Genomic DNA, 20,210 nt, shown 5'->3' with positions numbered 1-20,210 from the left:
GCGAGCCTCCAGGTCCTTGTGGTGTGTGCGGCGGCCGAAAAAGGCCGAATACGGTGTCTTCAGCGCATCGTGTAGCCGCGACCGTCCATGCAGGCTTCGACGGCGCGCTGGAACACGCCGGCGTCGGACATCGCAGCCTGCTGCGTCGTCGCCCAGCGGTTGCATTCACGGCTGTCGGCCTCCAGCTGGGCACTGCCCTGGCCGTTGCGCGGGTAGATGATGGGCACCGCCCGCGATGGCTGCGCATAGACGGGTTGCACCGGTTGCTGCACGTACACGGGCTGAGGCGGCGGCGGGGGCGGCTGCACATAGACCACCTCGCGGTCGGCGTGATTGGCCATGGCGATCAAGGGCACGGCCACTGCCAGGCCGAGGACCAGGCCGCCGAGACCGGGCCCGCGGTGATGATGGTGGTGGTAGTAGCGGGGGCCGGCGCTTGCCAGGCCTTGGGCGGCCAGCAGGGCGAGAACAACGGAGGCGCGGACAAAAGTCTTCATGGCGGGCTCGCTCGAGGTCGAATGCGGTGAACTTAACGCCGTAGCGCCTGGTCGGTGTACTGCGGCCGCCCGCAATTTGCAACACGCGGTAGCAAATGTCGTGTCAACCGACATAGCCCAGTGGCAACGCCGTCGTCAGCTTGAGCTCCTCCATCGCGAAGCTGGAGCTGACGTCATGGAGCTGGGTGCCGGCGATGAGGCGCTTGTAGACCCGGTCATAGGCGGCGATGTCGGGCACCACCACGCGCAGCAGATAGTCGACGTCGCCGCTCATGCGGTAGAACTCGACGACCTCGGGAATCGCCTGCACGGTGGCCTTGAAGGTCTCGAACCACTCCTGGGAGTGCGTGCTGGTGCGCACCGACACGAAGACGGTCACGCCGACATTCACCTTCTGTGCATCCAGCAGCGCCACCTGGCGCGTGATGACGCCCGACTCCTTGAGGCGCTGGATGCGCCGCCAGCAGGGCGTCGTCGACAGGCCGACCTGTTGCGCGATCTCGGCCGTCTGGAGTTCGGCGTTCTGCTGGAGGATGTCGAGAATGCGGATATCTATGGAATCCAGTTTCATGAATCCAATGATACGCAGCATGAAATGCTCTGCTGCGGGCGGCGGGAGGGTGCTTGCGCAACCCGTTTGTGCGCGATGGTGGCAACAATACCGCCCATGGAAATCTATCTCGACGCCAACGCCACGACGCCCGTCCTGCCCCTGGCCCGTGAGGCCGCGATGGCCGCGATGGCCGAGGACTTCGGCAACCCGAGCAGCATCCACAGCACCGGCCTGAAGGCGAGGGCGCTGATGGACGGCGTGCGGGCCCGCGCGCGCCGCGTGCTGGGGGCGAGCACCGGCAAGCTGCTCTTCCTCAGCGGCGCCACCGAGGGCATCCAGACCGCCGTGCTGTCGGCGCTGAGCGCGCTGCGTGACCGGCTCCATCGCCCCGAACTGCTGCTCTACGGCGCCACCGAACACAAGGCCGTGCCCGAGGCCATCAAGCACTGGAACGCGCTGCTCGGACTGAATCTGCAGGTGCTGGCCATCCCCGTCGGCCGCGATGGCCGCCACGACCTCGTCTGGCTGCGCGAGCATGCGCCGCGCGCCGGCCTGGTCTGCACGATGGCGGCCAACAACGAGACCGGGGTCATCAGCGACCTCGACGGCATCGAGGCCGCGCTGGCCGGCAGTTCGGCGCTGTGGATGGTCGATGGCGTGCAGGCCCTGGGCAAGCTGCCACTGCGTCTGGCCGAGCGCCGTATCGACTACGCGCCTTTCTCGGGCCACAAGCTTTATGCCCCCAAGGGCATCGGCCTGCTCTATGTGCGCGAGGACGCGCCTTTCACGCCGCTGCTGGCCGGCGGTGGCCAGGAGGGCGCGCTGCGCTCGGGCACCGAGAACATGTCGGGCATTGCTGCCCTGGGTGCCGTGCTGGCAGCGCTGGAAGACGGCAGGACCTTTCGCGACCACGCCACCCTCGTCGCCTTCCGCGACCGCCTCGCCGCCGCGCTGCAGCAGGCCTTCCCCGGCCTGGTCTTCAACGCGCCGCCCGAGGTCTGTCTGCCCACGACACTGAACTTCGCCGTGCCGGGCATCAGCTCCAAGCTGCTGCTGGACCTCTTCGACGCCGCCGAGCTGCGCGTCAGCGGCGGCTCGGCCTGCAGCGCGGCCAAGGCTGCACCGAGTTATGTCCTCGAAGCCATGGGCCTGCCGGCCTGGCAGACGGCCTCGGCCGTGCGCCTGTCCTTCGGCCCGGTGGCCGACGCGGCCTTCATCGACGAGGCCTGCGCGCGCATCCGCATCTGCGGCGAATCGCTGCGTGAAAGCTGCCTGGACCCGAGCGCCCCCGGCCAGGCCCTGCCTGCCGATGGCCTGACGCGCTTCATCGTCGACGGCGCCTGCTGCTATCTGCTGGCCGACGCCACCAGCCGCCGTGCTGTCGTCGTCGACCCGCTGCCCGAGCTGACCGAGCGCCTCGCGCAGTGGCTGCGGTGCCAGAACTACGAGTTGGCCGCCGTGCTGGACACCCACAGCCATGGCGATCACGCCTCGTCGGCGCCTGAGCTGCTCACCGCCGCGGGCCAGGCGCGTGGCGACGTCGATGGCCTGGGCTGGCCGCGTGGTGTCGACGTCCTTGAACTCGGCGCGCTGAAGCTGAGCCGCATGCCCATCCCGGGCCATACCCTGGACTCGACGGCCTATCTGCTCAACGACGCCGACGGCCTGCGCCTGGCCTTCGTTGGCGACACGGTCATGCCCGGCGCCCTGGGCCGCAGCGACTTCGAGCAGAGCGCGCCGCAGCACTACGGCAGCTCACTGCGCCGCCTGCAGCAAACCGTGGGCGCCAACACCTTGCTGCTGCCGGGCCACGACTACGACGACCGCTTTGCCAGCACGCTGGCCGTCGAGTCAGTCGCCCAGCCCTTGCTGGGCGACGTGCTCGGCGGCCGCGTCGACGACGCCGGCTTTGCGGCCGCCAAGGCCCAGCTGGAGCAGGGCCTGGCGCTGACCGAATACCAGACCGTCGCCTGCGGCGCCCGCGTCGGCAGCGCCTGCCCGCTGGCCTCCAGCGAGTTGAGCCTTGCCGCGCTGTCGCAACTGACGCGCGAGCATCCGGGCCTGGTGCTGGTGGATGTGCGCGAGCCCTATGAGCAACGCCTGGGCCAGGCGCCCGAGCTGGGCACAGTCGTGCGCCGCGAGGCGGTGGCCTTGTCGGGCCTGCCGAATGCGCTGGCGCGCTGGATGGCCCTGCCGGCCGGCACGCCCGTCGTCTTCTTCTGCCGCAGCGGCAACCGCAGCGCCCAGGCCGCGCAGGCGCTGCGCCGCCTGGGCCATGAGCAGGCCTGGAGCCTGAGCGGCGGCCTGGCCCTGTGGCCGCGAGCGCTTGCCGGCGCGGATGCGGCCTTGGCGATCTGATCGCCGCAACTGGGCCGGCATGACGGCCCAGTTCAGCGCACCAAAACCTGCTTTATGTCCGCCTCGACACAGAGCAGCTACAGAGCCTTGACCGGCCCTTTGAAGAATCGGATCACCCGTCGCCAACAGGTCGCGGGTGAACCTCAATCTCTTCCAAAGGAGTAGCCAATGAGCACGATCAGCGGCCTGGGCGGTGCAGACCGATCCTGGCAAAACGCTCAGAGCAGTTCGACCCGCCGGACCGAGCACGAAGCCCGCATGTTCGCCAAGGTGGACAGCGACGGCAGTGGCGGCGTCGACGCCACCGAACTGGCAGCCATGCTGGAAAAGGGGCCGCTCAGCGGCCAGTCCGGCGACAGCGCGGAGCTGTTGAAGAAGATGGACAGCGACGGCGACGGCAGCCTGAACAGCGAGGAGCTGAGCCAGGGCATGCGCGACCTGATGCCGCCGCCGGCGTCGACGCTGGAGTTCGCGCAGTCGCGCGGTGCGGCCAACGACGAGGGCGGTGAAGACAGCGATGCCTTCACCCAGCTCGACGCCGATGGCGACGGCCAGCTGTCGCGCGCCGAATTCGAGGCAGGCAAGCCGCAGCGGCCCGAAGGAGGCCCGCGCGGCCCCGGTGGCCCGGGTGGCCCACCACCGGCGGCAGCGTCAGGCAGCAGCGCAACCAGCTCGACCTCGACCAGCTACGACCCGCTGGACGTCAACCAGGACGGCACCGTGTCGCAGATCGAGAGGCTGGCCGGCCAGTTGAAGGAGCTCGCCCAGACCTCGGGTTCTGGCGACGCGTCCAACAGCGGCAGCAACAGCGAGATCGCCGCGCTGGCGCAGAAGCTCTACGACCAGCTCAGCAAGAACTGGTTGCAGCAATCCACCACCGAGTCCCAGCTCAGCGTCTCGGCTTAAAGCCGATTGGCGACCTCCGCGGCCAAGGCCAGGGAGGCCGTCAGCCCGGGTGACTCGATGCCGAAGAGCTGCACCAGGCCTGGCGTCGCGCTGTCGATCACAAAGTCCGCCGCCGCTTCGCCCGGCCCGCTGAGCTTGGGCCGTATGCCGCTGTAGGCCGGCTGCAGCGCACCGGCCGGCAGGCCTGGCCAGTAGCCGCGCACCTCGGCCTCGAAGGCCGGTGCCAGGGTGGGGTCGACGGCGTAGTCCAGCGCGGCCGGGTCGGTGTCGGTCAGCCATTGCACATCCGGCCCGAAGCGCGCCTGGCCGCCCAGGTCCAGCGTCAGGTGCACGCCCAGGCCGCCGTCCACCGGCAGCGGGTAGATCAGGCGCGAGAACGGCGCCCGGCCGGCCAGCGAGAAATAGTGGCCGCGCGCAAAGCGCAGGCGGGGTGCGGGCGTGCCGAGCGATTCGGCCAGCCGCGCGGCGAACAGGCCGGCCGCATTGATGACGCAGCGCGCCTTCAACTCGAAGTCCGAGCCGACGCGCAGCCGCCAGCCATCGCCTGCGCGCTCGCCTCCGCTGACCGGGCTCGCCAGGGCCAGCGTCGCGCCGGCGTTCTCGGCATCGGCCAGCAGCGCCGTCATCAAGCCATGGCTGTCGACGATGCCGCTCGATGGCGACGCCAGCGCGCCGGCGGCATTCAGTGCCGGCTCCAAGGCCAGGGTCTCGGCCCGGTTCAGCAGGCGCAGGTCATCGACGCCGTTGGCCGCGCCGGCGGCGGCGATCTTGTCCAGCCGCGGCAGATCCTCCATGCGCGTCGCCACGACGAGCTTGCCGCAGCGACTGTGCTCGATGCCGCGCGCCTCGCAGTAGGCGTAGAGCAGGGCCTTGCCGCRCACGCACAGGCGGGCCTTCAGGCTGGCTTGCGGGTAGTAGAGGCCGGCATGGATGACCTCGCTGTTGCGCGAGGAGATGCCCGTGCCGATGGCGCCCGCCGACTCGATGACGACGACCTCGCGCCCGCGCAGCGCCAGCTCGCGCGCGATCGCGAGCCCGACGACACCGGCCCCGATGACGGCAATATCCACCTCGTCCATCACCGCAGTTTGCCTTGCCTAGAATGGCTGCCGTGCTGCGGTGGTTGTCGCGGCATCGTCTCGCCGAGGGGTGCTGCGACGGAAGCAAGGATGCTTTCGCCACGCTCGGTGTTGACGTTGGACAAGGGCGCCCTCTGTGAAGAAGAGGCTCCCTCATGCATTCCCCTCCCGCTTCTGCGTCGATACGCACCATCCTGCCGCTGGCCTTCGTCACCGGCGTCAGCATGGCCGCCATGGATCTCTACCTGCCCGCCGTGCCCGCCCTGCAGGCCGGCATGGGCATCAGCGTGCCGCTGGCTCAGGCCACGGTGGCCGTCTACCTCGCCGGCCTGGCTGGCGCCCAGCTGCTGTGGGGCGAGCTGCTGAACCGGCTCGGCCCGCGCCTGTGCATCCAGGCCGGCCTGCTGCTGCTGGTGCTGACCAGCCTGGGCTGCGCACTGGCGCCCAATATCGAGACCCTGCTCGTGCTGCGCCTGTTGCAGGGCGTGTCAGCCGCCGCGGCCACCGTCGTGGCGCCGAGCGTCGTGCGGGCCACGCTGGGTGACGCCGACGTCGTGCGCGGCATCGCGGCCATCTCCATGGTTGAGGCCATCGTGCCCGCGGCCGGGCCGGTGATCGGCGCGGTGATGCTGCGCGTGGTGGACTGGCGCGGCACCTTCTGGGTGCTGGCGGGCCTGGCCCTGCTGGTGCTGCCCTGGGTCGTGAAGATCGCGCCGCGCCGCCTGCCCGGCCTAGACATGAAGCACGACGCCGGCTACGGCGCCATCTTTCGCAACCGCAGCTATCTGCGCCTGGCCGGCTCGCATGCGCTGTGCATCGGCGCCTTGCTGACCTTCCTGGCCAGTGCGCCGCAGCTGTTGCACAACACGCTGGGCCTGGGCTCGGCGGCGTTCGCGATGCTGCAGGTGCTGGGCGTCAGCGCCTTCATGCTGGGCGCCACGCAGTCGGGCCGGCTGGCGGCCAAGCTGGGCCACGCGCGCGTCGTGCAGTGGGGCAATGCGGTCCAGCTCGTGGCCTGCGGCCTCGCCCTCGTCGGCGCGCTGGTGGCGCAGCAACTGCCTTTTGCGGCCATCGCGGCCTACTGGGTCTGCTTCTGTGGCGGCCTGTCCATCCGCGGCCCGGCGACCTTTGGCGATGCGCTGGCCGTGCCGCCGGCGCAGATGGGCCGCGCCACCGCCATGCTCATCCTCGCGCTGCTGGCGGCGGGCGCCGTCGGCACCCAGCTCGTCGCACCCTTCATGGGGCATGCCGACGGCGCGGCGCCGCTGTTCGCCAGCGTGCTGCTGATGCTGATGGCCAGTGCGGCCCTGGTGTGGCCTTACCCCGGCGTGCAGCGCACCGAGGCAGTGACCTAAGGACTCCGCCCGATGGCGAGGCCGAGCGCCGGCGCCTAGGCTGCCTGCTTTGCCAGGGAGCCTCAAGAACATGCCTCAGCCTTCTTCCAGCCGTGCTCGTGTCTTGTCGTGGCGGCTGAGCCTCGTCTCGCTGTGCGTGCTGGCCTCCTGCTCGGGCATGCCCATGCAGGTGGACCGCAGCGCGCGTGCGCCTCGCCTGGACGGCTATGGCAGTGTCGAGCTTGCGGTGACGACACGCTCTGAGGAAGCCCGCCGCCTCTTCGGCCAGGGCATGGCCCAGGCCTATGCCTTCAACGAGAACGAGGCGGTGCGCATGTTCAAGGCCGCGCTGGCGGCCGACCCCGACTGCGCGCTGTGCGCCTGGGGCGTGGCCTGGCAGCTCGGCCCCAACATCAACGCACCGGACCGTGGCGACCTGGGCGAGGCCAGGCGTTATGTGGACCTGGCTGTGCGCCAGCGTGCCAATGCCAGCCCGCGTGAGCGCGAGCTGATCGACGCGATGGCGCTGCGCTATGGGCATGCCAGCCAGCGCGCCGAAGTGGCGGTGCTCAGCGCGCCGGTCTGCGGCCAGAAGTCGGGCAGCTCGGGCAAGCGTGCCGACCCGCTCGACATCGCCTATGCCGACCGCCTGCACGCGCTGGCCGACAGCGCGCCGAACGACCCCGACCTGCTGTCGCTGTGGGCCGAGGCCGAGCTGGTCGCCACCCGTGACGACTGGTGGGACGACGACAGCGGCAAGCCCCGTGGCCGCATCGGCGACCTGGCCACGCGGCTGGAGGCCGCCGCCGCCCGGCATCCGCAACACACCGGCATCAACCACTACCTCATCCATGCGGTGGACACGCCCACGCAGGCCCGCCGCGGCCTCGTGGCGGCCGAGCGCCTGGGCGGCCTCGCGCCGCAGTCGCCCCATCTGGTGCACATGCCCTCGCACACCTTCGGCCTGCTGGGGCGCTATGCCGACGCCGCGGCCGTCAACGAGCGTGCGCTGGCCCTGGACGACGCGCGCGAAGCCGAGCTCGAGCGCCAGGGCTTCACTGTCGGCAAGGACTGGCGCATGCACAACCGGTCCTACCTGTGGTTTGCCGCGCTGATGCAGGGCCGCGGCGACGTGGCGCTCGCCAATGCACGGCGCGGCGCCGAGCGTGCCGAGCACTGGACCTTCGCCTATGGCGAGTACCTGCGCAGCCTGCCCGTGCTGACGCTGATGCGGCTGGAGCGCTGGGACGCCGTGCTGGCCGAGCCGCTGCCCAGCGACAAGCTCGGGGTGGCCCTGGTGCTGGGCCAGCAGGCGCGCGGCGTGGCCCTGCTGCGAACGGGTCGCCTTGCCGAGGCGCAACAGGCCTATGCGCAGCTCGCGCCGGTGGCGGACCGGCTGGTCAGCGAGAACGCCCGTGATGACTACAGGGAGAAGGTCGTTCGCGGCCTGGCCCAGGTGGCCAAGGCCCGGCTGGCGGCCGAGATCGCGCTGGCCGAGGGGCGTACTGACATGGCATTCGAGCTGCAGGCGCAGGCCGTCGAGGCGGGCAAATTCATCGACCGCAGCGAGCCGCCGATGCTCGCGGCGGGCTCGCGAGTGGCGCTGGGCGACATGCAGCTCAAGGCCGCGCGCTGGGCGCAGGCCGAGGCCAGCTTCCGCGCCGATCTGGCGGAGCATCCCACCAGCGGCTGGGCGCTGCGCGGCCTGCTGCAGTCGCTGCAGGCCCAGGGCAAGCCAGCGGCCGAAGTGGCCGGCGTGAAGGCGCAACTGGCCACCAGCTTCGGGGGGGCGGATACCGCGCTGAGGCTGGCGCTCTGAGCGCTGCAAAACGTCAGCACTCGTGCATGTAGTGCCCGATCCGGCCCCGCAGTTCCCCTGCGGGCACCCAGCGCCTCGGGGGTAGAGAGGACGGGGAGGTGCTTCTAACTTGGACATGTCTTCAACCTGGGAGCGCAACATGTCCTTCACCACCTCCGTCCTTGCCCGTGCCGCTGCTGTCCTCGCCCTGGGCTTGGGCGGCACGGCCTTCGCCAGCCCCGTGACCTTGCAGCTCAAGGCCTCGGGCTTCCAGAACGCCGGCACGCAATATCCCGGCTTCAATGGCGAGGTCGACGCCCGCCTGACCTGGGACACGGCCAACAAGGCCGACCCCATCGCCAGCTTCCTCAGCATCGACATCGAGATCGCCGGCCACCAGTACACGCTGGCCGAAATCGGCATCGCCAACCAGGGCACGACGCAGACGGCGATCGGTGCCATCGTGCGCGGCGCCAATGCCGTCGTCGGTGACGGCGCGTTCAACGATTTCCTGATCGTCTTCGATCGCGTCAACCCCGCCATCAACGCCTTCGCCTATTCCATCCAGGGCAAGACCAACGCGATCTGGTGGACGCCTGCGAGCACCAGCGCGGCCTACATCACCAACAGCGTGCCCGAGCCGTCGACGCTGGCCCTGCTGCTGCCTGCGCTGGCGGGCTTGGTGCTGAGGCGGCAGCGCCGGGCTAAGGCTTGACGTCCAGCGCGCGAAAGGCGCGCTTGCCCTTGTCCGCGTCCTTGCAGGCCTTCTTGCCCACCATCACGCCGCCGTCGTCGCTGAGCAGGGTGATCTGCCCATCGGGCCAGGCGAACAGCGCCTCGGGCCGCAGCGTGCCGAGCTCGGCCTTGACGGGCACCGGCATGTCGGTCGGCTTGCCGCTCCAGCGGAACATCGCGAAGCTGCCTGCATCGGCCGGCGGGCCGGCGACGATGAGGTAGCCGGCGCCGATGCGGTCGATGGAGCGCACGCCGCGGCCGCCCAGGTCGAGGCGGATGGCGCTGCCGAAGCGGGCCGGCCCTTTGCCGCCCACCAGCTCGGTGGGGTTGAGCAGCGGGATGACGAGGGCGCGGCCCTGCGGGATGGGGTTGCGCAGGCCGATCAGCAGGCTGCCGTCCGCTGCGGCGGCCAGGCCTTCGATGTTGAAGCCCCCTTCGGCCTCGGCCGCGCGGCCGGCCGCGTCGGACAGCTTCAACGGCGCCAGGGCCGGCGCCGCGAGCAGGTCGGCCAGCAGCGCCGCGTAGGGCTTGCCGATGGGCTCCACCGTGGCACCGCGGATCTCGGTCGCGAAGAAGCGCTGCCGGTCCTCGCGTACCTTGCCCGCGCTGTTGCGGGCATGCGAGGCGATCCAGTAGATGCGGCTGCCGACCTGGGCCGCGCCTTCGAGGTCGGCTTCCTTGTCGGTCTTCAGGAACTTGTCCAGCTCGACCTGACCGACGGGCCTGGCCTCGCCGCGCCGGTAGATGACCAGGGTGTTGTGCTCGTCATCGGCGACGACGAAATGACGCGCATCCAGCGCCGTCGCCGCCGACGCGTCGCACAGGCCTTCGTAACGCGTCTGTGCGCCGGCCGCCGCCGCCAGCAACAACAGCAGGGCGGCGGCGCTGCGCATCAGGCAGCCAGGGGTTGGGTGCGTTCGACCAGCCAGGCCAGGGCCGCGCCGCTGACCTTGGGTGAAAGGCGCTCGCGCACCGTCGCGTGGTAGCGGTTCAGCCAGTCGACCTCGTCCGCGCGCAGCAGGCTCATGTCGATGCAGCGCGTGTCGATGGGGCAGAGCGTCAGCGTCTCGAACTCCAGCATCTCGCCGAAGGCGTTCTTCTCCGGCGTATCGATGGCGACGTTGAGCACCAGGTTCTCGATGCGCACGCCCCACTGCCCCGGCCGGTACAGGCCCGGCTCGATGGACGTGATCATGCCGGGCTCCATGGCCATGGCCGGCTCGGCAATCGCCTTGGAGATGCTCTGCGGGCCTTCATGCACATTCATGAAGTAGCCCACGCCGTGGCCGGTGCCGTGGCCGTAGTCCAGGCCGTGCTCCCACAGCGGCGCGCGGGCGATGGCGTCCAGCATGGGGCTCAGCGTGCCGCGCGGGAAGCGGGTGCGCGACAGCGCCAGCGTGCCCTTGAGCACCAGCGTGTAGTCGCGCTTCTGCGCGGCGCTGACCGTGCCGATGGGCCAGACGCGCGTGATGTCCGTCGTGCCGCCGAGGTACTGGCCGCCGGAGTCGATCAGCAGCAGGCCGTTGCCTTCGATCTGCGCGAAGGACTCGGGCGTGGCGCGGTAATGGGGCAGGGCGCCGTTGGCCATCCAACCGGCAATCGTCGAGAAGCTCAGGCCCACGAAGCCCGGGCGCTTCCTGCGTTGGGCGCTCAACTTGGTGTCGATGTCCAGCTCGCTCCAGCGCTCGCCGCGGGCCATCGAGGCCTCGAAGTCGGCATAGAACTCGCACATCGCCGCGCCGTCCTCGGCCATGGCCTCGCGGATGAAGGCGGCTTCGGCGGCGGTCTTGCGGCTCTTCAGCAGCGTGCTGGGGTTGATCTGCTCGACGACGGCCACGTTGGCCGGCACGGCTTCGCGCAAGCCCAGCGTCACGCGGCGCGGGTCGATCAGCAGCTTGGCGGTGGCGGGCAGGGCGGCCAGGGCCTTGGCGGCCTGGTCATAGGGCGCGAGCTGGATGCCGTCGGCGCCCAGGCGCGCGGCCACGTCAGCCGGCACCTTGCCGTCGGCGATGAAGAGGCGGCCGCCCTGGGCATCCATCAGCAGGTGGGCGATGAAGACGGGGTTGCACTCCACGTCCGAGCCGCGCAGGTTCAGCAGCCAGGCCACGTCGTCCACGGTGGAGACGAGATGGTGGGTGGCCTGCACCGTCGCCATCGCGGCGCGCACGCGGGTCAGCTTGTCGGCGCGGCTGACGGCGGCCTGCGGCGCGGCGTGCTCGTAGACGGCTTCGGTCGGCAGGCCGGGACGGTCGTCCCAGGCGTCCTGCACGAGGTCGAGGTCGGTGCGAACGGTGATGCCGGCACGCTGCATGGCCGCGCGCAGCGCATTGGCCAGCGACAGGCCCAGCACCTGGCCGTCCACGGCCAGCACCTGGCCGGGCTGCAGGGTCTTGGCGATCCAGTCGATGTAGATGGTCGACGCGCCGGTCGCCATCTTCTCGAGCGTGATGCCGCTGCCGGCGATCTGCGCCTCGGCCTGGGCCCAGTAGCGGCTGTCGGCAAACAGGGCGGCGCTGTCGCGCGTGACGACGAGGCTGCCGACCGAGCCGGTGAAGCCCGACAGGTACTCGCGGCCCTGCCAGCGGCCGGGCAGGTACTCGGACAGGTGGGGGTCGCTCGAGGGCACCAGCACGGCATGGGCGCCAGTGGCCTTCAGGGCATCGCGAACGCGCTCGATGCGCAGGCGGGTTTCGTGGGTGCGGGTGTCCATGGTGGCGGACCTTGTCGGTGAAGCGGTGGCGGGATTTTAGGAGCCGGTTGGCTTGGGTGCCGGAGGCAATGGCTCCCACACTTTGACGCAATGCCCGCTCAGCACGAAGGGCCCGCCCGGCTGGTCGCCGCCGCCGGGCGGCTCGAAGCTGACGGCCAGGCGGCCGACCTTGGCAAAAAGCGCCTCGCTGGTGTCGCTCAGTTCCAGCCTGGCCTTGTTGCCGGCGGGCACCACGCCCAGCGAAAACGGCGCTCGGCCGTCAGAGGGAATCGCCCACAGCCGGGCGACCTGGCCCTGGGGCGGCACCACGGGCTTGAGCATCTTCAGCGTCAGCAGCTTGCCATGGCGCAGCGACGAGGCCAGCACGACGGGCTCGTTGGCCGCGTTGGTCAGGATGCCGACGTAGGCGGGCGCCACCGCCTCGGTGGACTCGGGCGTGATGCCCACCCACTGCGGTTGCTGGCGCACGACGCCCACCGCCATCACCACGCCGAAGGCCGTGCCCAGCAGCGGCCACCACCAGGGCTGGCGGCGGCGCTGCGGCGTGGGGGCGATGCGCTGCTGGATGCCTTGCCAGACAGCCGGCCGCGGCTGCACGGCGGGCACGCTGATGGCCAGCTGGTTGAGGCGCTCCTGCCAGGCGATGACGGCCGCGCGGGCCTCGTGCGAGTCGCGCAGCACGGCCTCGAAGCGTCGCGCCGCGCGCGCGCTCAGCGTGCCCAGCGCCTGGGCGGCGGCCAGCCGGTCGAGCAGTTCAGGGCGCAGATAGTTCATGCGGCGTGCCCCCGTCCGTCCAGGCAGGCGCGCAGCCGCTCCAGGCCGCGGCGCAGCCAGGTCTTGACGGTGCCCAGCGGCGCGCGCAGATGCTTGGCCACCTCGTCATGCGTGCGGCCCTCGTAATAGGCCAGGGCCAGGCTCTGGCGCAGCGGCGCGTCCAGGCCGTCCAGGCAGGCGCGCAGGCCGAGCGTGCCGCTGGCCTGGGTCAAAAGGGCCAGCGGGTCGGGGCGTTCGCTGGCGAGAGCCTCGTGCTCGTCCAGCGTGTCGTGGGTGTCGGCGTGCTTGCTGCTGCGCAGATGGTCCAGCGCCTTGTTGCGCACGATGGTGATGAGCCAGCTCATCGGCGACGCGCCCGTCTGCGCATAGCCGCCGGCGTTGTGCCAGATGTTGACGAAGGCCTCCTGCAGCACCTCCTCGGCCCGCTCGCGCCGCCTGAGCACCAGCATCGCCACACCCAGCAGGTGGGCGCTGGTGGCCTGGTAGAGCTGCTCGAAGGCGGGCTGGTCGCCCAGCGCCACCTGGCCGAGCCAGAAGGCCAGGCGGTCGGTGGCGGCGGGCGCTGCGGGCATCGCGGCAGTGTCGATTACTTTCGCTGCGTGCGGCGGCGGCTCACCCAGCCCATCGCGGCCAGCCCGCCCAGCATCAGCGCATAGCTGCTGGGTTCCGGCACGGCGGCGACGAAGTTGCTCCCGGTGAAGCCGGCCAGGGCGCCCGGCGCGGCAGCGCCCTTGGGGCTTTCGATGCGGGCGAGGATGGACAGGTCGGCCGTGGCGACGTTGAGGTTGCTCGAATAGACCAGCCGGTTCACGCCCAGCGTGCTGTTGGAGTACATGAAGAAGCCGGCACCGTCCGTCGTCACCAGGCTGGCGATCAGGTTGGCGGCATTGCCCGCGCCGAAGGCCGTCGCCGGGTTGTTGTCGTCGTCGAACTCGTTCAACACGATGACGTTGCTGCCGGCGGCCGGCGGCGCGGCCAGCGTGGCACTGGCGAAGCTCAGCGACCCGCCCGCATTGAACTTGCTGAGGTCGAAGACGAAGCGGTCGGTCGTCGGGTCGAAGGTCGCGATGCTGCGCTGCTGGCCGGCAAACACGGTGCGCACGCCGTCGGCCGGATTGGCCGTGGAGCCGGCGAAGGGCGCGGTGTTGAACAGGGTTTCGGCGGCGGCGTGGGCTTGGGCCGTGGCGGCCACGCCGAGGGCCAGCAGGGTGCGGGCGATGAGCTTCATGGGATCTCCAGTTCGTTGCAGGCGAGGCACGACATGTGTCTCAGCCGGCAGGAACGGAGGTCCCCCGGTTCTGGATGTGGAATTCCCTAGGCTGCGTAGGGGATTACAACTCGGTGCGCAGCGCCCACAGCTCCGGGAACAGCACCACGTCCAGCATCTTGCGCAGATAGCTGACGCCGCCCGTGCCGCCCGTGCCGCGCTTGAAGCCGATGACGCGCTCCACCGTCGTCACATGGCGGAAGCGCCAGAGGCGGAAGGCGTCCTCCAGGTCCACCAGCTCCTCGCCCATCTGGTACAGGTCCCAGTTCTTCTCGGGGGCGCGGTAGACGGTCAGCCAGGCCTCCTTGACGCCCTCGTCGGCCACATGGGGCTGGGTCCAGTCGCGCTGCAGGTTGGCGGCCGGCACAGCGATGCCGCGACGGGCCATCAGCTTCAGCGCCTCGTCGTAGAGCGACGGCGCCTCGTAGGCCTCGCGCACCTGGGCCAGCAGGTCGGGCCGGTGCTCATGGGGCTTGAGCATGGCGGCGTTCTTGTTGCCCAGCATGAACTCGATGCGCCGGTACTGCGCGCTCTGGAAGCCGCTGCTCTTGGCGAGGTAGGGCCGCACGGCGCTGTACTCGGGCGGCGTCATCGTGGCCAGTACATCCCAGGCGTGGACGAGCTGCTCCATGATGCGCGACACCCGCGCCAGCATCTTGAAGGCCTCGGGCAGGCGATCCGCCGCCACGTTCGCGATGGACGCCTGCAGCTCGTGCAGCATCAGCTTCATCCACAGCTCCGAGGTCTGGTGCTGCACGATGAAGAGCATCTCGTTGTGGTCGGGCGAGAGCGGCTTCTGCGCGTTCAGGATGGCATCGAGCTGGAGATAGTCTCCATAGCTCATGTCCTTGGAGAAATCGAGCTGGGCGCCGTGGTGTTGGACGTCGGACATGCTCAGGTCACCTTGGATCGGCTGGTGAACTGGGGTGCATCCCAGGACTTGGTCTCCAGGATGTTGCCCAGCACGTCCACCGCGCGCGCCACATCGGCGTAACCGTTGTACAGCGGCGCGAAGCCGAAGCGCAGCAGCTCGGGGTCGCCGGCGCGGAAGTCGCCGATGACGCCCTGGGCAATCAGCGCCTGCATGACCGCATAGCCGTCCACCCCCTGGGGCAGCGAGAACGACACCTGCGAGCCGCGCATGGCCGAGTCGCGCGGCGTCGCGATGACGGCGCCGGGCACGCGCGCCTCCACGCTGCCGATGAAGGCCTCGGTCAGCGCCAGCGACTTGTTGCGCAGCGCCTTGATGCCGCCCAGCTTCTGCGCCGCGTCGAACACGTCCAGTGCCGTGTCCAGGCCGGTCATGGCCAGCACCGCGGGCGTGCCGCACTGGTACTGCTGGATGCCCGGGGCGGGCTGGTATTCGCTGTCGAAGTCGAAGGGGTTGGCGTGGCCGAGCCAGCCGGTCAGCGGCTGCCAGACCTGGCCCTCGTGGCGCGGGTGCATCCACACGAAGGCCGGCGCGCCGGGGCCGCCGTTCAGGTATTTGTAGCCGCAGCCGATGGCGAAGTCCGCCGCGCTGCCCAGCAGGTCGATGGGCACCGCGCCGGCGCTGTGCGCCAGGTCCCACACGGCCAGCGCGCCGGCCTGGTGGGCCCAGCGCGTCAGCAGGGCCATGTCGTGCATGCGGCCGCTGCGGTAGTTCACATGCGTCAGCATCAGCACGGCGCAGCGCTCGTCCAGCAGTGGCGGGATGTCCTCCGGCGACTCGGTCAGGATCAGCTCGCCGCCATGCGCCCGCACCACGCTTTGCGCGATGTAGTTGTCGGTCGGGAAGTTGCTGCGCTCGCTGATGACGACCTTGCGCTTGCCCTGCTGCAGTTGCAGCGCCGCATGCAGCACCTTGTAGAGGTTGACGGAGGTCGAGTCCGCCACGAGCACCTCGCCCGGCCGCGCGCCCAGCCACGGTGCCAACCGGTCACCGAGGCGGCGCGGCAGGTCGATCCAGCCGGCGGCGTTCCAGCTCTTGATCAGGCCCTGGCCCCACTCCTGCTCGACCGCGCGCTGGATGCGCTGCGGCGTCGCCTTGGGCAGGGCGCCCAGCGAGTTGCCGTCGAGATAGGTGACGCCCTCGGGCAACTGGAAAAGGTCGCGCAGGCTGCGCAGCGGGTCGGCGGCGTCGAGCCGCTTGGCGTCTTCGATGTTCATTTGAGTTCTCGCAGAACGGCGCGCACCGGGCTGGCACAGGCGCCTTGGAGTTTGAGTGGCAGGGCGATCAGTTCGTAGTCACCCTCGGGCACGTCGTCGAGCACGAGGTTTTCCAGCACGCGCAGGTCGTGGCGGCGCAGCTGCTGGTGGCTGTCCAGCACCTTGGAGTCGGCCGGGTCCACGCTCGGCGTGTCGATGCCGATGAGGCGCACACCGCGCGCGGCCAGCCATTCGACGGCTTCCGGTGCGTAGGCAGTGAAGGCGGGGTTCCATGCGGTGTCGGCCCGCTCGCAGCAGCGCACCAGCACGCGCGGCGGCAGGTCTTGTTCAGCGTGCTGGAGGTGCGCGACCGTGATCAGCGGCGCGGCGCCGATGGCGTGGATGACGCGGCAGCGGCCGAGGTAGGTGTCCAGCGGCACCTCCGCGATGGCGGGCGCGTCGTTGGCGTAGTGCAGCGGCGCATCCGCATGCGCGCCCACATGGGGGCTCATCGTGATGGCGCTGAGGTTGACCGGGCAGCCCGGCGACAGCTGCGCCGTCCAGCGCAGGCTGTAGGGCTCGTCACCCGGAAAGATGGGGGCGTCGGGGGCGACGGTGGGGGAGATGTCCCAGAGTCGCGGGGTGAGGGGAGGGGCGTTGGAACTGCTCATGGCGGCGGCACCATAGCGGCAGGCTGGAGAGCGTGGTGTCGGTTAATTCCAACTGCCTGTCAACCGAGCGTGGCCGGTGCCGGGGGAGGTTCCCCGTCGCGCAGCTCGCGCGCCAGCGCGTCCAGTTCCTCGTCCAGGCTGAGGCGGCGGCGCCAGTCTCGGCCGGCCTTGCCGTACCAGTACTCGGCGTCCTCCAGGTCGCCCTCCTGCACATGCACCAGCGCATGCAGCCAGGCGGCTTCGGGCGAGTCGTGGCGCTGCACCTGGTCGTGGGCCTGGGTCCAGTGGCCGTCGCGCAGCAGCGCCAGCACGTCCAGCAAGGGTTGGTTCACGGCGTCTCCTCGTGCTCAGCCTCGGGGGCGGCGGACAAGTCCTGATCCCAGGGCTCGCCGGCAAAGCGCGCCGCCAGGAAGTCCACCAGCAGGCGCAATGCCAGCGGCTGGTGCTGGCGCGACAGGTAGATGGCATGGATGCCCATCACCTCGGGCTGGTAGTCGGGCAGCAGCGGCACCAGCCGGCCCGTGTGCAGATCATCGCCCAGGTAGTAGGTCGGCAGCATGCCCACGCCGGCGCCGGCCAGCACCGCGCGGCGCAGCACGGCGGTCTCGTTGGTGTGCAGGCTCCAGTTCACCGGCACGGTGATGAGCTCGCTGCCGCGCAGGAAGCGGTACTGCCGGCCGATGCCGAAGGCGTGCGCCACGCAGCGGTGCTGGCGCAGCTCGTCTGCCGTGCGCGGCGTGCCGTGCTGCTGCAGATAGCCCGGCGACGCGCACAGCATGGAGCGGCAGCGTGCCAGCGGGCGGGCAATCATGGCCGGGTCCAGGGTGTTGGTGATGCGCACGGCCAGGTCCACCCGCTCGGCCACCAGGTCGGCCGTCTTGTCGGCCACCGACAGCATCACCTCCACCTGGGGGTGCTGCTGCTGGAAGTCCACCAGCGCGCTCGTCAGCTGGGCCTCGGCGAACGAGCCCGGCGTCGTGATGCGCAGCAGGCCGGCGGGCTCGCGGCTGCGCTCGGCGGCCAGGTGCTGGGTCTCCAGCGCCAGGTCCAGCAGCTGCCGGCAGGCGGGCAGGGTGGCGCTGCCGGCATCCGTCAGGCTGACGCGGCGCGTCGTGCGGTGCAGCAGCCGCGCGCCAAACCAGTCCTCGGCCGCCGCCAGATAGCGGCTGACCATGGCGGTGGACATCTCCAGGTGCTCGGCCGCCTGGGTCAGGCTGGCCCGGTCAGCCACCTCCACGAAGACGCGCAAAGCAGTCAGGCGATCCATGTGTGTCCCGAATTGCGACGGATAGTGAAATAAACAGTCAACCGAAGCGAACTTTATCAACCATATCGCAAAACCTAGAGTTCGCTCCACACCCTGCCGACGGCAGTCCACCTCACCCCGGAGATGCTCATGTTCCCTCTCAGCCAACTCGCCCGCCGCCTGTTTCCCGCCCTGGCCCTGGGCATGGTTGCCACCGGCGGCGCTCAGGCGCAGGCCCCGCTGGCCGTCAAGGTCTACAACGCCGATGGCAACAGCTTCCACGTCAACGCCGTCGTCGTCAGCGGCAAGACCGAGGCCCTGGTCATCGACAGCGGCTTCACTCGCGCCGATGCGCTACGCGTGGCCGCCAACGTGCTGGACAGCGGCAAGACGCTGAAGATCATCTTCATCAGCAACGCCGACCCCGACTACTACTTCGGCGCCGAGACGCTGAAGAGCGTCTTCCCCCAGGCCCGCGTGCTGACCACGCCCGCCGTGCGCGAGAAGATCCAGGCCAAGCTGGCAGGCAAGCTCGCCTTCTGGTCGCCCAAGATGGGCGCCAACGCACCCCAGCAGCCCATCGTGCCCGAGGCGCTGCAGGGCAACAGCCTGACCGTGGACGGCGAGACCATCGATGTGCGCGGCACCACCGGCGTGCTGGCCCACCGGCCTTACGTGTGGATCCCGTCCATCAAGACCGTCGCTGGCAACATCGCCATCTTCGGCAACCTGCATGTCTGGACGGCCGACACCCAGAAGCCCGCAGAGCGCCAGGCCTGGTTCGCCCAGCTCGACGAGATCGAGGCGCTCAAGCCCGCCACCGTCGTGCCCGGCCACATGGCCGCCGGCACCGCTCTGGACGCCAGCGCCATCCGCTACACCCGCGACTACCTGCACCGCTTCGACACCGAGGCCGCCAAGGCCAAGACCGGCGCCGAACTCATCGAGGCCATGAAGCAGGCCTACCCCCAGGCAGGCCTGGGGCTGGCGTTGGACATCGGCGCCAAGGTCAACAAGGGCGAAATGGCCTGGTGAGCACCATGACGAGCCCTGTCCTCCACTACATCTACGACCCCCTGTGCGGCTGGTGCTGGGGCGCCGCGCCGCTGGTGCGCGCGGCCCGCGCCGTGCTGCCGGTGCGGCTGCATGCCGGCGGCATGATGGCCGGCGCTCAGCGCCAGCCCGTCACGCCCGAGCTGCGCGCCTTCGTGCTGATTCACGACCAGCGCATCGCCGAGGCCACTGGCCAGCCCTTCGGCGACGCCTACCGCGATGGCCTGCTGCGCGACCCACAGGCCGTGTTCGACTCCGAGCCGCCCACGGCCGCCATCCTCGCTGCCGACGCCCTCGGCGGCCGCGGCCTGGACCTGCTGGCCGAGCTGCAGGCCGCGCACTACGTGCAAGGGCGGCGCATCGCCGAGCCGGCCGTGCTGGTCGAGCTGGCAGGCGCCATCGGCCTGACCGAGGCCGATTTCGAGGCCGAACTGGCCCGCCAGAGCGCCGGCCCGGTGCAGGCCCACATCCAACAGACCCGCGCCTTCATGGCGCGTGCTGGTGCGCGAGGCTTCCCGAGCTTCCTGCTCGAAACCGCCGCGGGTCTGACCCGGGTGGACGCAGCCGCCCACCTGGGCCGGCCACAGGGTTTCGCGGCCGCGCTGCAGGGTCTGGCTGCCCAGCCGCCGGCTGAGCCGGGCGGAACGGCGGCGCTGTGCGATGCCGACGGGTGCGCGCTATGAAAAGCAACCTGCAGATCGTGTCCGACCACTACGCCGCCTCGGCGCGCGGCGACGTCACGGCCATGATGGCCGACATGGCACCCGACGTGGCCTGGACGGAGATGGCCGGCTTCCCCTGTGCCGGCACCTGGGTGGGCCCGGAAGCAGTGGCCCGCCACGTCTTTGGCGTGCTGGGCCGCGACTGGGACGGCTACCGCTTCACGCTGGAGCAGCTCATCGACGGCGGCGAGCAGGTGGTGGGCATCGGCCACTACAGCGGCCGATGCCGCGCCACGGGCAAGGACTTGCACGCGCGCGTGGCGCATGTGTGGCGGCTGGCGCAGGGGCGGGTCGTCGCGTTCGAGCAGTTCACCGACACCTTGCTGGTGGCGAGGGCGATGGAGGTGTGAGGCGCGCAGCGGCGCCGTCCTCGGTGCGGC

At 70.4% G+C, this 20,210-nt stretch carries 21 protein-coding genes and 1 riboswitch; of the genes, 8 read left to right on the top strand and 13 right to left on the bottom strand.

Translation table 11 applies throughout. The annotated features are described in order from the left end of the window. Positions 1-59: 59 nt before the first annotated feature. Positions 60-497 (bottom strand): hypothetical protein, encoded by a 438-nt coding sequence (locus AC1DW3_RS11860; protein ID WP_477931512.1) that lies wholly within the window; start codon positions 495-497, stop codon positions 60-62. A 103-nt stretch (positions 498-600) separates the two neighbouring features. Beyond that, positions 601-1,068 (bottom strand): Lrp/AsnC family transcriptional regulator, encoded by a 468-nt coding sequence (locus tag AC1DW3_RS11855; protein ID WP_477931511.1) that lies wholly within the window; start codon positions 1,066-1,068, stop codon positions 601-603. A 96-nt stretch (positions 1,069-1,164) separates the two neighbouring features. On the opposite strand from AC1DW3_RS11855, the gene AC1DW3_RS11850 reads away from it, so the two are divergent. Then, positions 1,165-3,408 (top strand): aminotransferase class V-fold PLP-dependent enzyme, encoded by a 2,244-nt coding sequence (locus tag AC1DW3_RS11850; protein ID WP_477931510.1) that lies wholly within the window; start codon positions 1,165-1,167, stop codon positions 3,406-3,408. Positions 3,409-3,576: 168 nt separating this feature from the next. Next, positions 3,577-4,314, top strand: coding sequence for a XopAW family type III secretion system calcium-binding effector (xopAW, locus tag AC1DW3_RS11845; protein WP_477931509.1), 738 nt, complete (start codon positions 3,577-3,579; stop codon positions 4,312-4,314). Here xopAW and AC1DW3_RS11840 read toward each other — a convergent pair. After that, positions 4,311-5,393, bottom strand: coding sequence for an NAD(P)/FAD-dependent oxidoreductase (locus tag AC1DW3_RS11840; protein ID WP_477931508.1), 1,083 nt, complete (start codon positions 5,391-5,393; stop codon positions 4,311-4,313). The two genes, xopAW and AC1DW3_RS11840, sit on opposite strands and share 4 nt — an antisense overlap. Before the next feature lie 59 nt (positions 5,394-5,452). Then, positions 5,453-5,533: riboswitch (S-adenosyl-L-homocysteine riboswitch) on the top strand. Positions 5,534-5,548: 15 nt separating this feature from the next. On the opposite strand from AC1DW3_RS11840, the gene AC1DW3_RS11835 reads away from it, so the two are divergent. From AC1DW3_RS11835 to AC1DW3_RS11825, 3 genes are all read left to right on the top strand, one after another. Beyond that, complete coding sequence (locus tag AC1DW3_RS11835) at positions 5,549-6,748, top strand: MFS transporter (RefSeq protein WP_477931507.1); 1,200 nt, start codon at positions 5,549-5,551, stop codon at positions 6,746-6,748. Positions 6,749-6,818: 70 nt separating this feature from the next. Continuing rightward, positions 6,819-8,546, top strand: a complete 1,728-nt coding sequence (locus tag AC1DW3_RS11830; RefSeq protein WP_477931506.1) for a hypothetical protein — start codon at positions 6,819-6,821, stop codon at positions 8,544-8,546. 139 nt (positions 8,547-8,685) lie between these two features. Beyond that, the gene (locus AC1DW3_RS11825; protein ID WP_477931505.1) at positions 8,686-9,240 is read left to right on the top strand and encodes a PEP-CTERM sorting domain-containing protein; all 555 of its coding nucleotides are present in this window, start codon (positions 8,686-8,688) and stop codon (positions 9,238-9,240) included. Here AC1DW3_RS11825 and AC1DW3_RS11820 read toward each other — a convergent pair. The 10 genes from AC1DW3_RS11820 to AC1DW3_RS11775 all read right to left on the bottom strand — a co-directional run bounded on the left by AC1DW3_RS11820 (position 9,230) and on the right by AC1DW3_RS11775 (position 18,076). Continuing rightward, complete coding sequence (locus AC1DW3_RS11820; protein ID WP_477931504.1) at positions 9,230-10,153, bottom strand: DUF3616 domain-containing protein; 924 nt, start codon at positions 10,151-10,153, stop codon at positions 9,230-9,232. The two genes, AC1DW3_RS11825 and AC1DW3_RS11820, sit on opposite strands and share 11 nt — an antisense overlap. Next, positions 10,153-11,970, bottom strand: a complete 1,818-nt coding sequence (locus AC1DW3_RS11815) for an aminopeptidase P family protein (protein WP_477931503.1) — start codon at positions 11,968-11,970, stop codon at positions 10,153-10,155. The genes AC1DW3_RS11820 and AC1DW3_RS11815 overlap by 1 nt, the downstream gene beginning before the upstream one ends. A gap of 36 nt (positions 11,971-12,006) precedes the next feature. Next, positions 12,007-12,744, bottom strand: a complete 738-nt coding sequence (locus AC1DW3_RS11810) for an anti-sigma factor (protein ID WP_477931502.1) — start codon at positions 12,742-12,744, stop codon at positions 12,007-12,009. Beyond that, the gene (locus AC1DW3_RS11805) at positions 12,741-13,316 is read right to left on the bottom strand and encodes a sigma-70 family RNA polymerase sigma factor (RefSeq protein ID WP_477931501.1); all 576 of its coding nucleotides are present in this window, start codon (positions 13,314-13,316) and stop codon (positions 12,741-12,743) included. The genes AC1DW3_RS11810 and AC1DW3_RS11805 overlap by 4 nt, the downstream gene beginning before the upstream one ends. Positions 13,317-13,330: 14 nt before the next feature. After that, on the bottom strand, positions 13,331-13,972 hold the full coding sequence (locus AC1DW3_RS11800) for a PEP-CTERM sorting domain-containing protein (RefSeq protein ID WP_477931500.1): 642 nt from the start codon (positions 13,970-13,972) through the stop codon (positions 13,331-13,333). 103 nt (positions 13,973-14,075) lie between these two features. Then, positions 14,076-14,903: a tryptophan 2,3-dioxygenase gene (gene kynA, locus AC1DW3_RS11795; RefSeq protein WP_477931499.1), complete on the bottom strand. Its 828-nt coding sequence runs from the start codon at positions 14,901-14,903 to the stop codon at positions 14,076-14,078. Between the two features lie 2 nt (positions 14,904-14,905). Continuing rightward, a complete protein-coding gene (kynU, locus tag AC1DW3_RS11790; protein ID WP_477931498.1) occupies positions 14,906-16,159 on the bottom strand; it encodes a kynureninase in 1,254 nt (417 codons plus the stop codon). After that, positions 16,156-16,809 carry an arylformamidase gene (gene kynB / locus AC1DW3_RS11785; protein WP_477931497.1) on the bottom strand — a complete coding sequence of 218 codons (654 nt, stop codon included), beginning with the start codon at positions 16,807-16,809 and terminating at the stop codon, positions 16,156-16,158. Before kynB ends, kynU begins: the two co-directional genes overlap by 4 nt. A 59-nt stretch (positions 16,810-16,868) precedes the next feature. After that, the gene (locus AC1DW3_RS11780; RefSeq protein WP_477931496.1) at positions 16,869-17,141 is read right to left on the bottom strand and encodes a hypothetical protein; all 273 of its coding nucleotides are present in this window, start codon (positions 17,139-17,141) and stop codon (positions 16,869-16,871) included. Next, on the bottom strand, positions 17,138-18,076 hold the full coding sequence (locus AC1DW3_RS11775) for a LysR family transcriptional regulator (RefSeq protein ID WP_477931495.1): 939 nt from the start codon (positions 18,074-18,076) through the stop codon (positions 17,138-17,140). The genes AC1DW3_RS11780 and AC1DW3_RS11775 overlap by 4 nt, the downstream gene beginning before the upstream one ends. 183 nt (positions 18,077-18,259) lie before the next feature. Between AC1DW3_RS11775 and AC1DW3_RS11770 the strand changes: the two genes are divergently transcribed. The 3 genes from AC1DW3_RS11770 to AC1DW3_RS11760 are packed head-to-tail and all read left to right on the top strand — an operon-like array spanning position 18,260 to position 20,180. After that, a complete protein-coding gene (locus AC1DW3_RS11770; RefSeq protein ID WP_477931576.1) occupies positions 18,260-19,090 on the top strand; it encodes an MBL fold metallo-hydrolase in 831 nt (276 codons plus the stop codon). A gap of 5 nt (positions 19,091-19,095) precedes the next feature. Then, positions 19,096-19,791 carry a DsbA family protein gene (locus AC1DW3_RS11765; protein WP_477931494.1) on the top strand — a complete coding sequence of 232 codons (696 nt, stop codon included), beginning with the start codon at positions 19,096-19,098 and terminating at the stop codon, positions 19,789-19,791. After that, entirely contained in the window at positions 19,788-20,180 is a 393-nt protein-coding gene (locus AC1DW3_RS11760; RefSeq protein ID WP_477931493.1) for a nuclear transport factor 2 family protein, read from the top strand. The genes AC1DW3_RS11765 and AC1DW3_RS11760 overlap by 4 nt, the downstream gene beginning before the upstream one ends. The last annotated feature ends 30 nt before the right edge of the window (positions 20,181-20,210 follow it).

The organism is Roseateles sp. P2_H4 (genome assembly GCF_056403315.1).
This window is presented reverse-complemented; position numbering and strand designations above follow the sequence as displayed.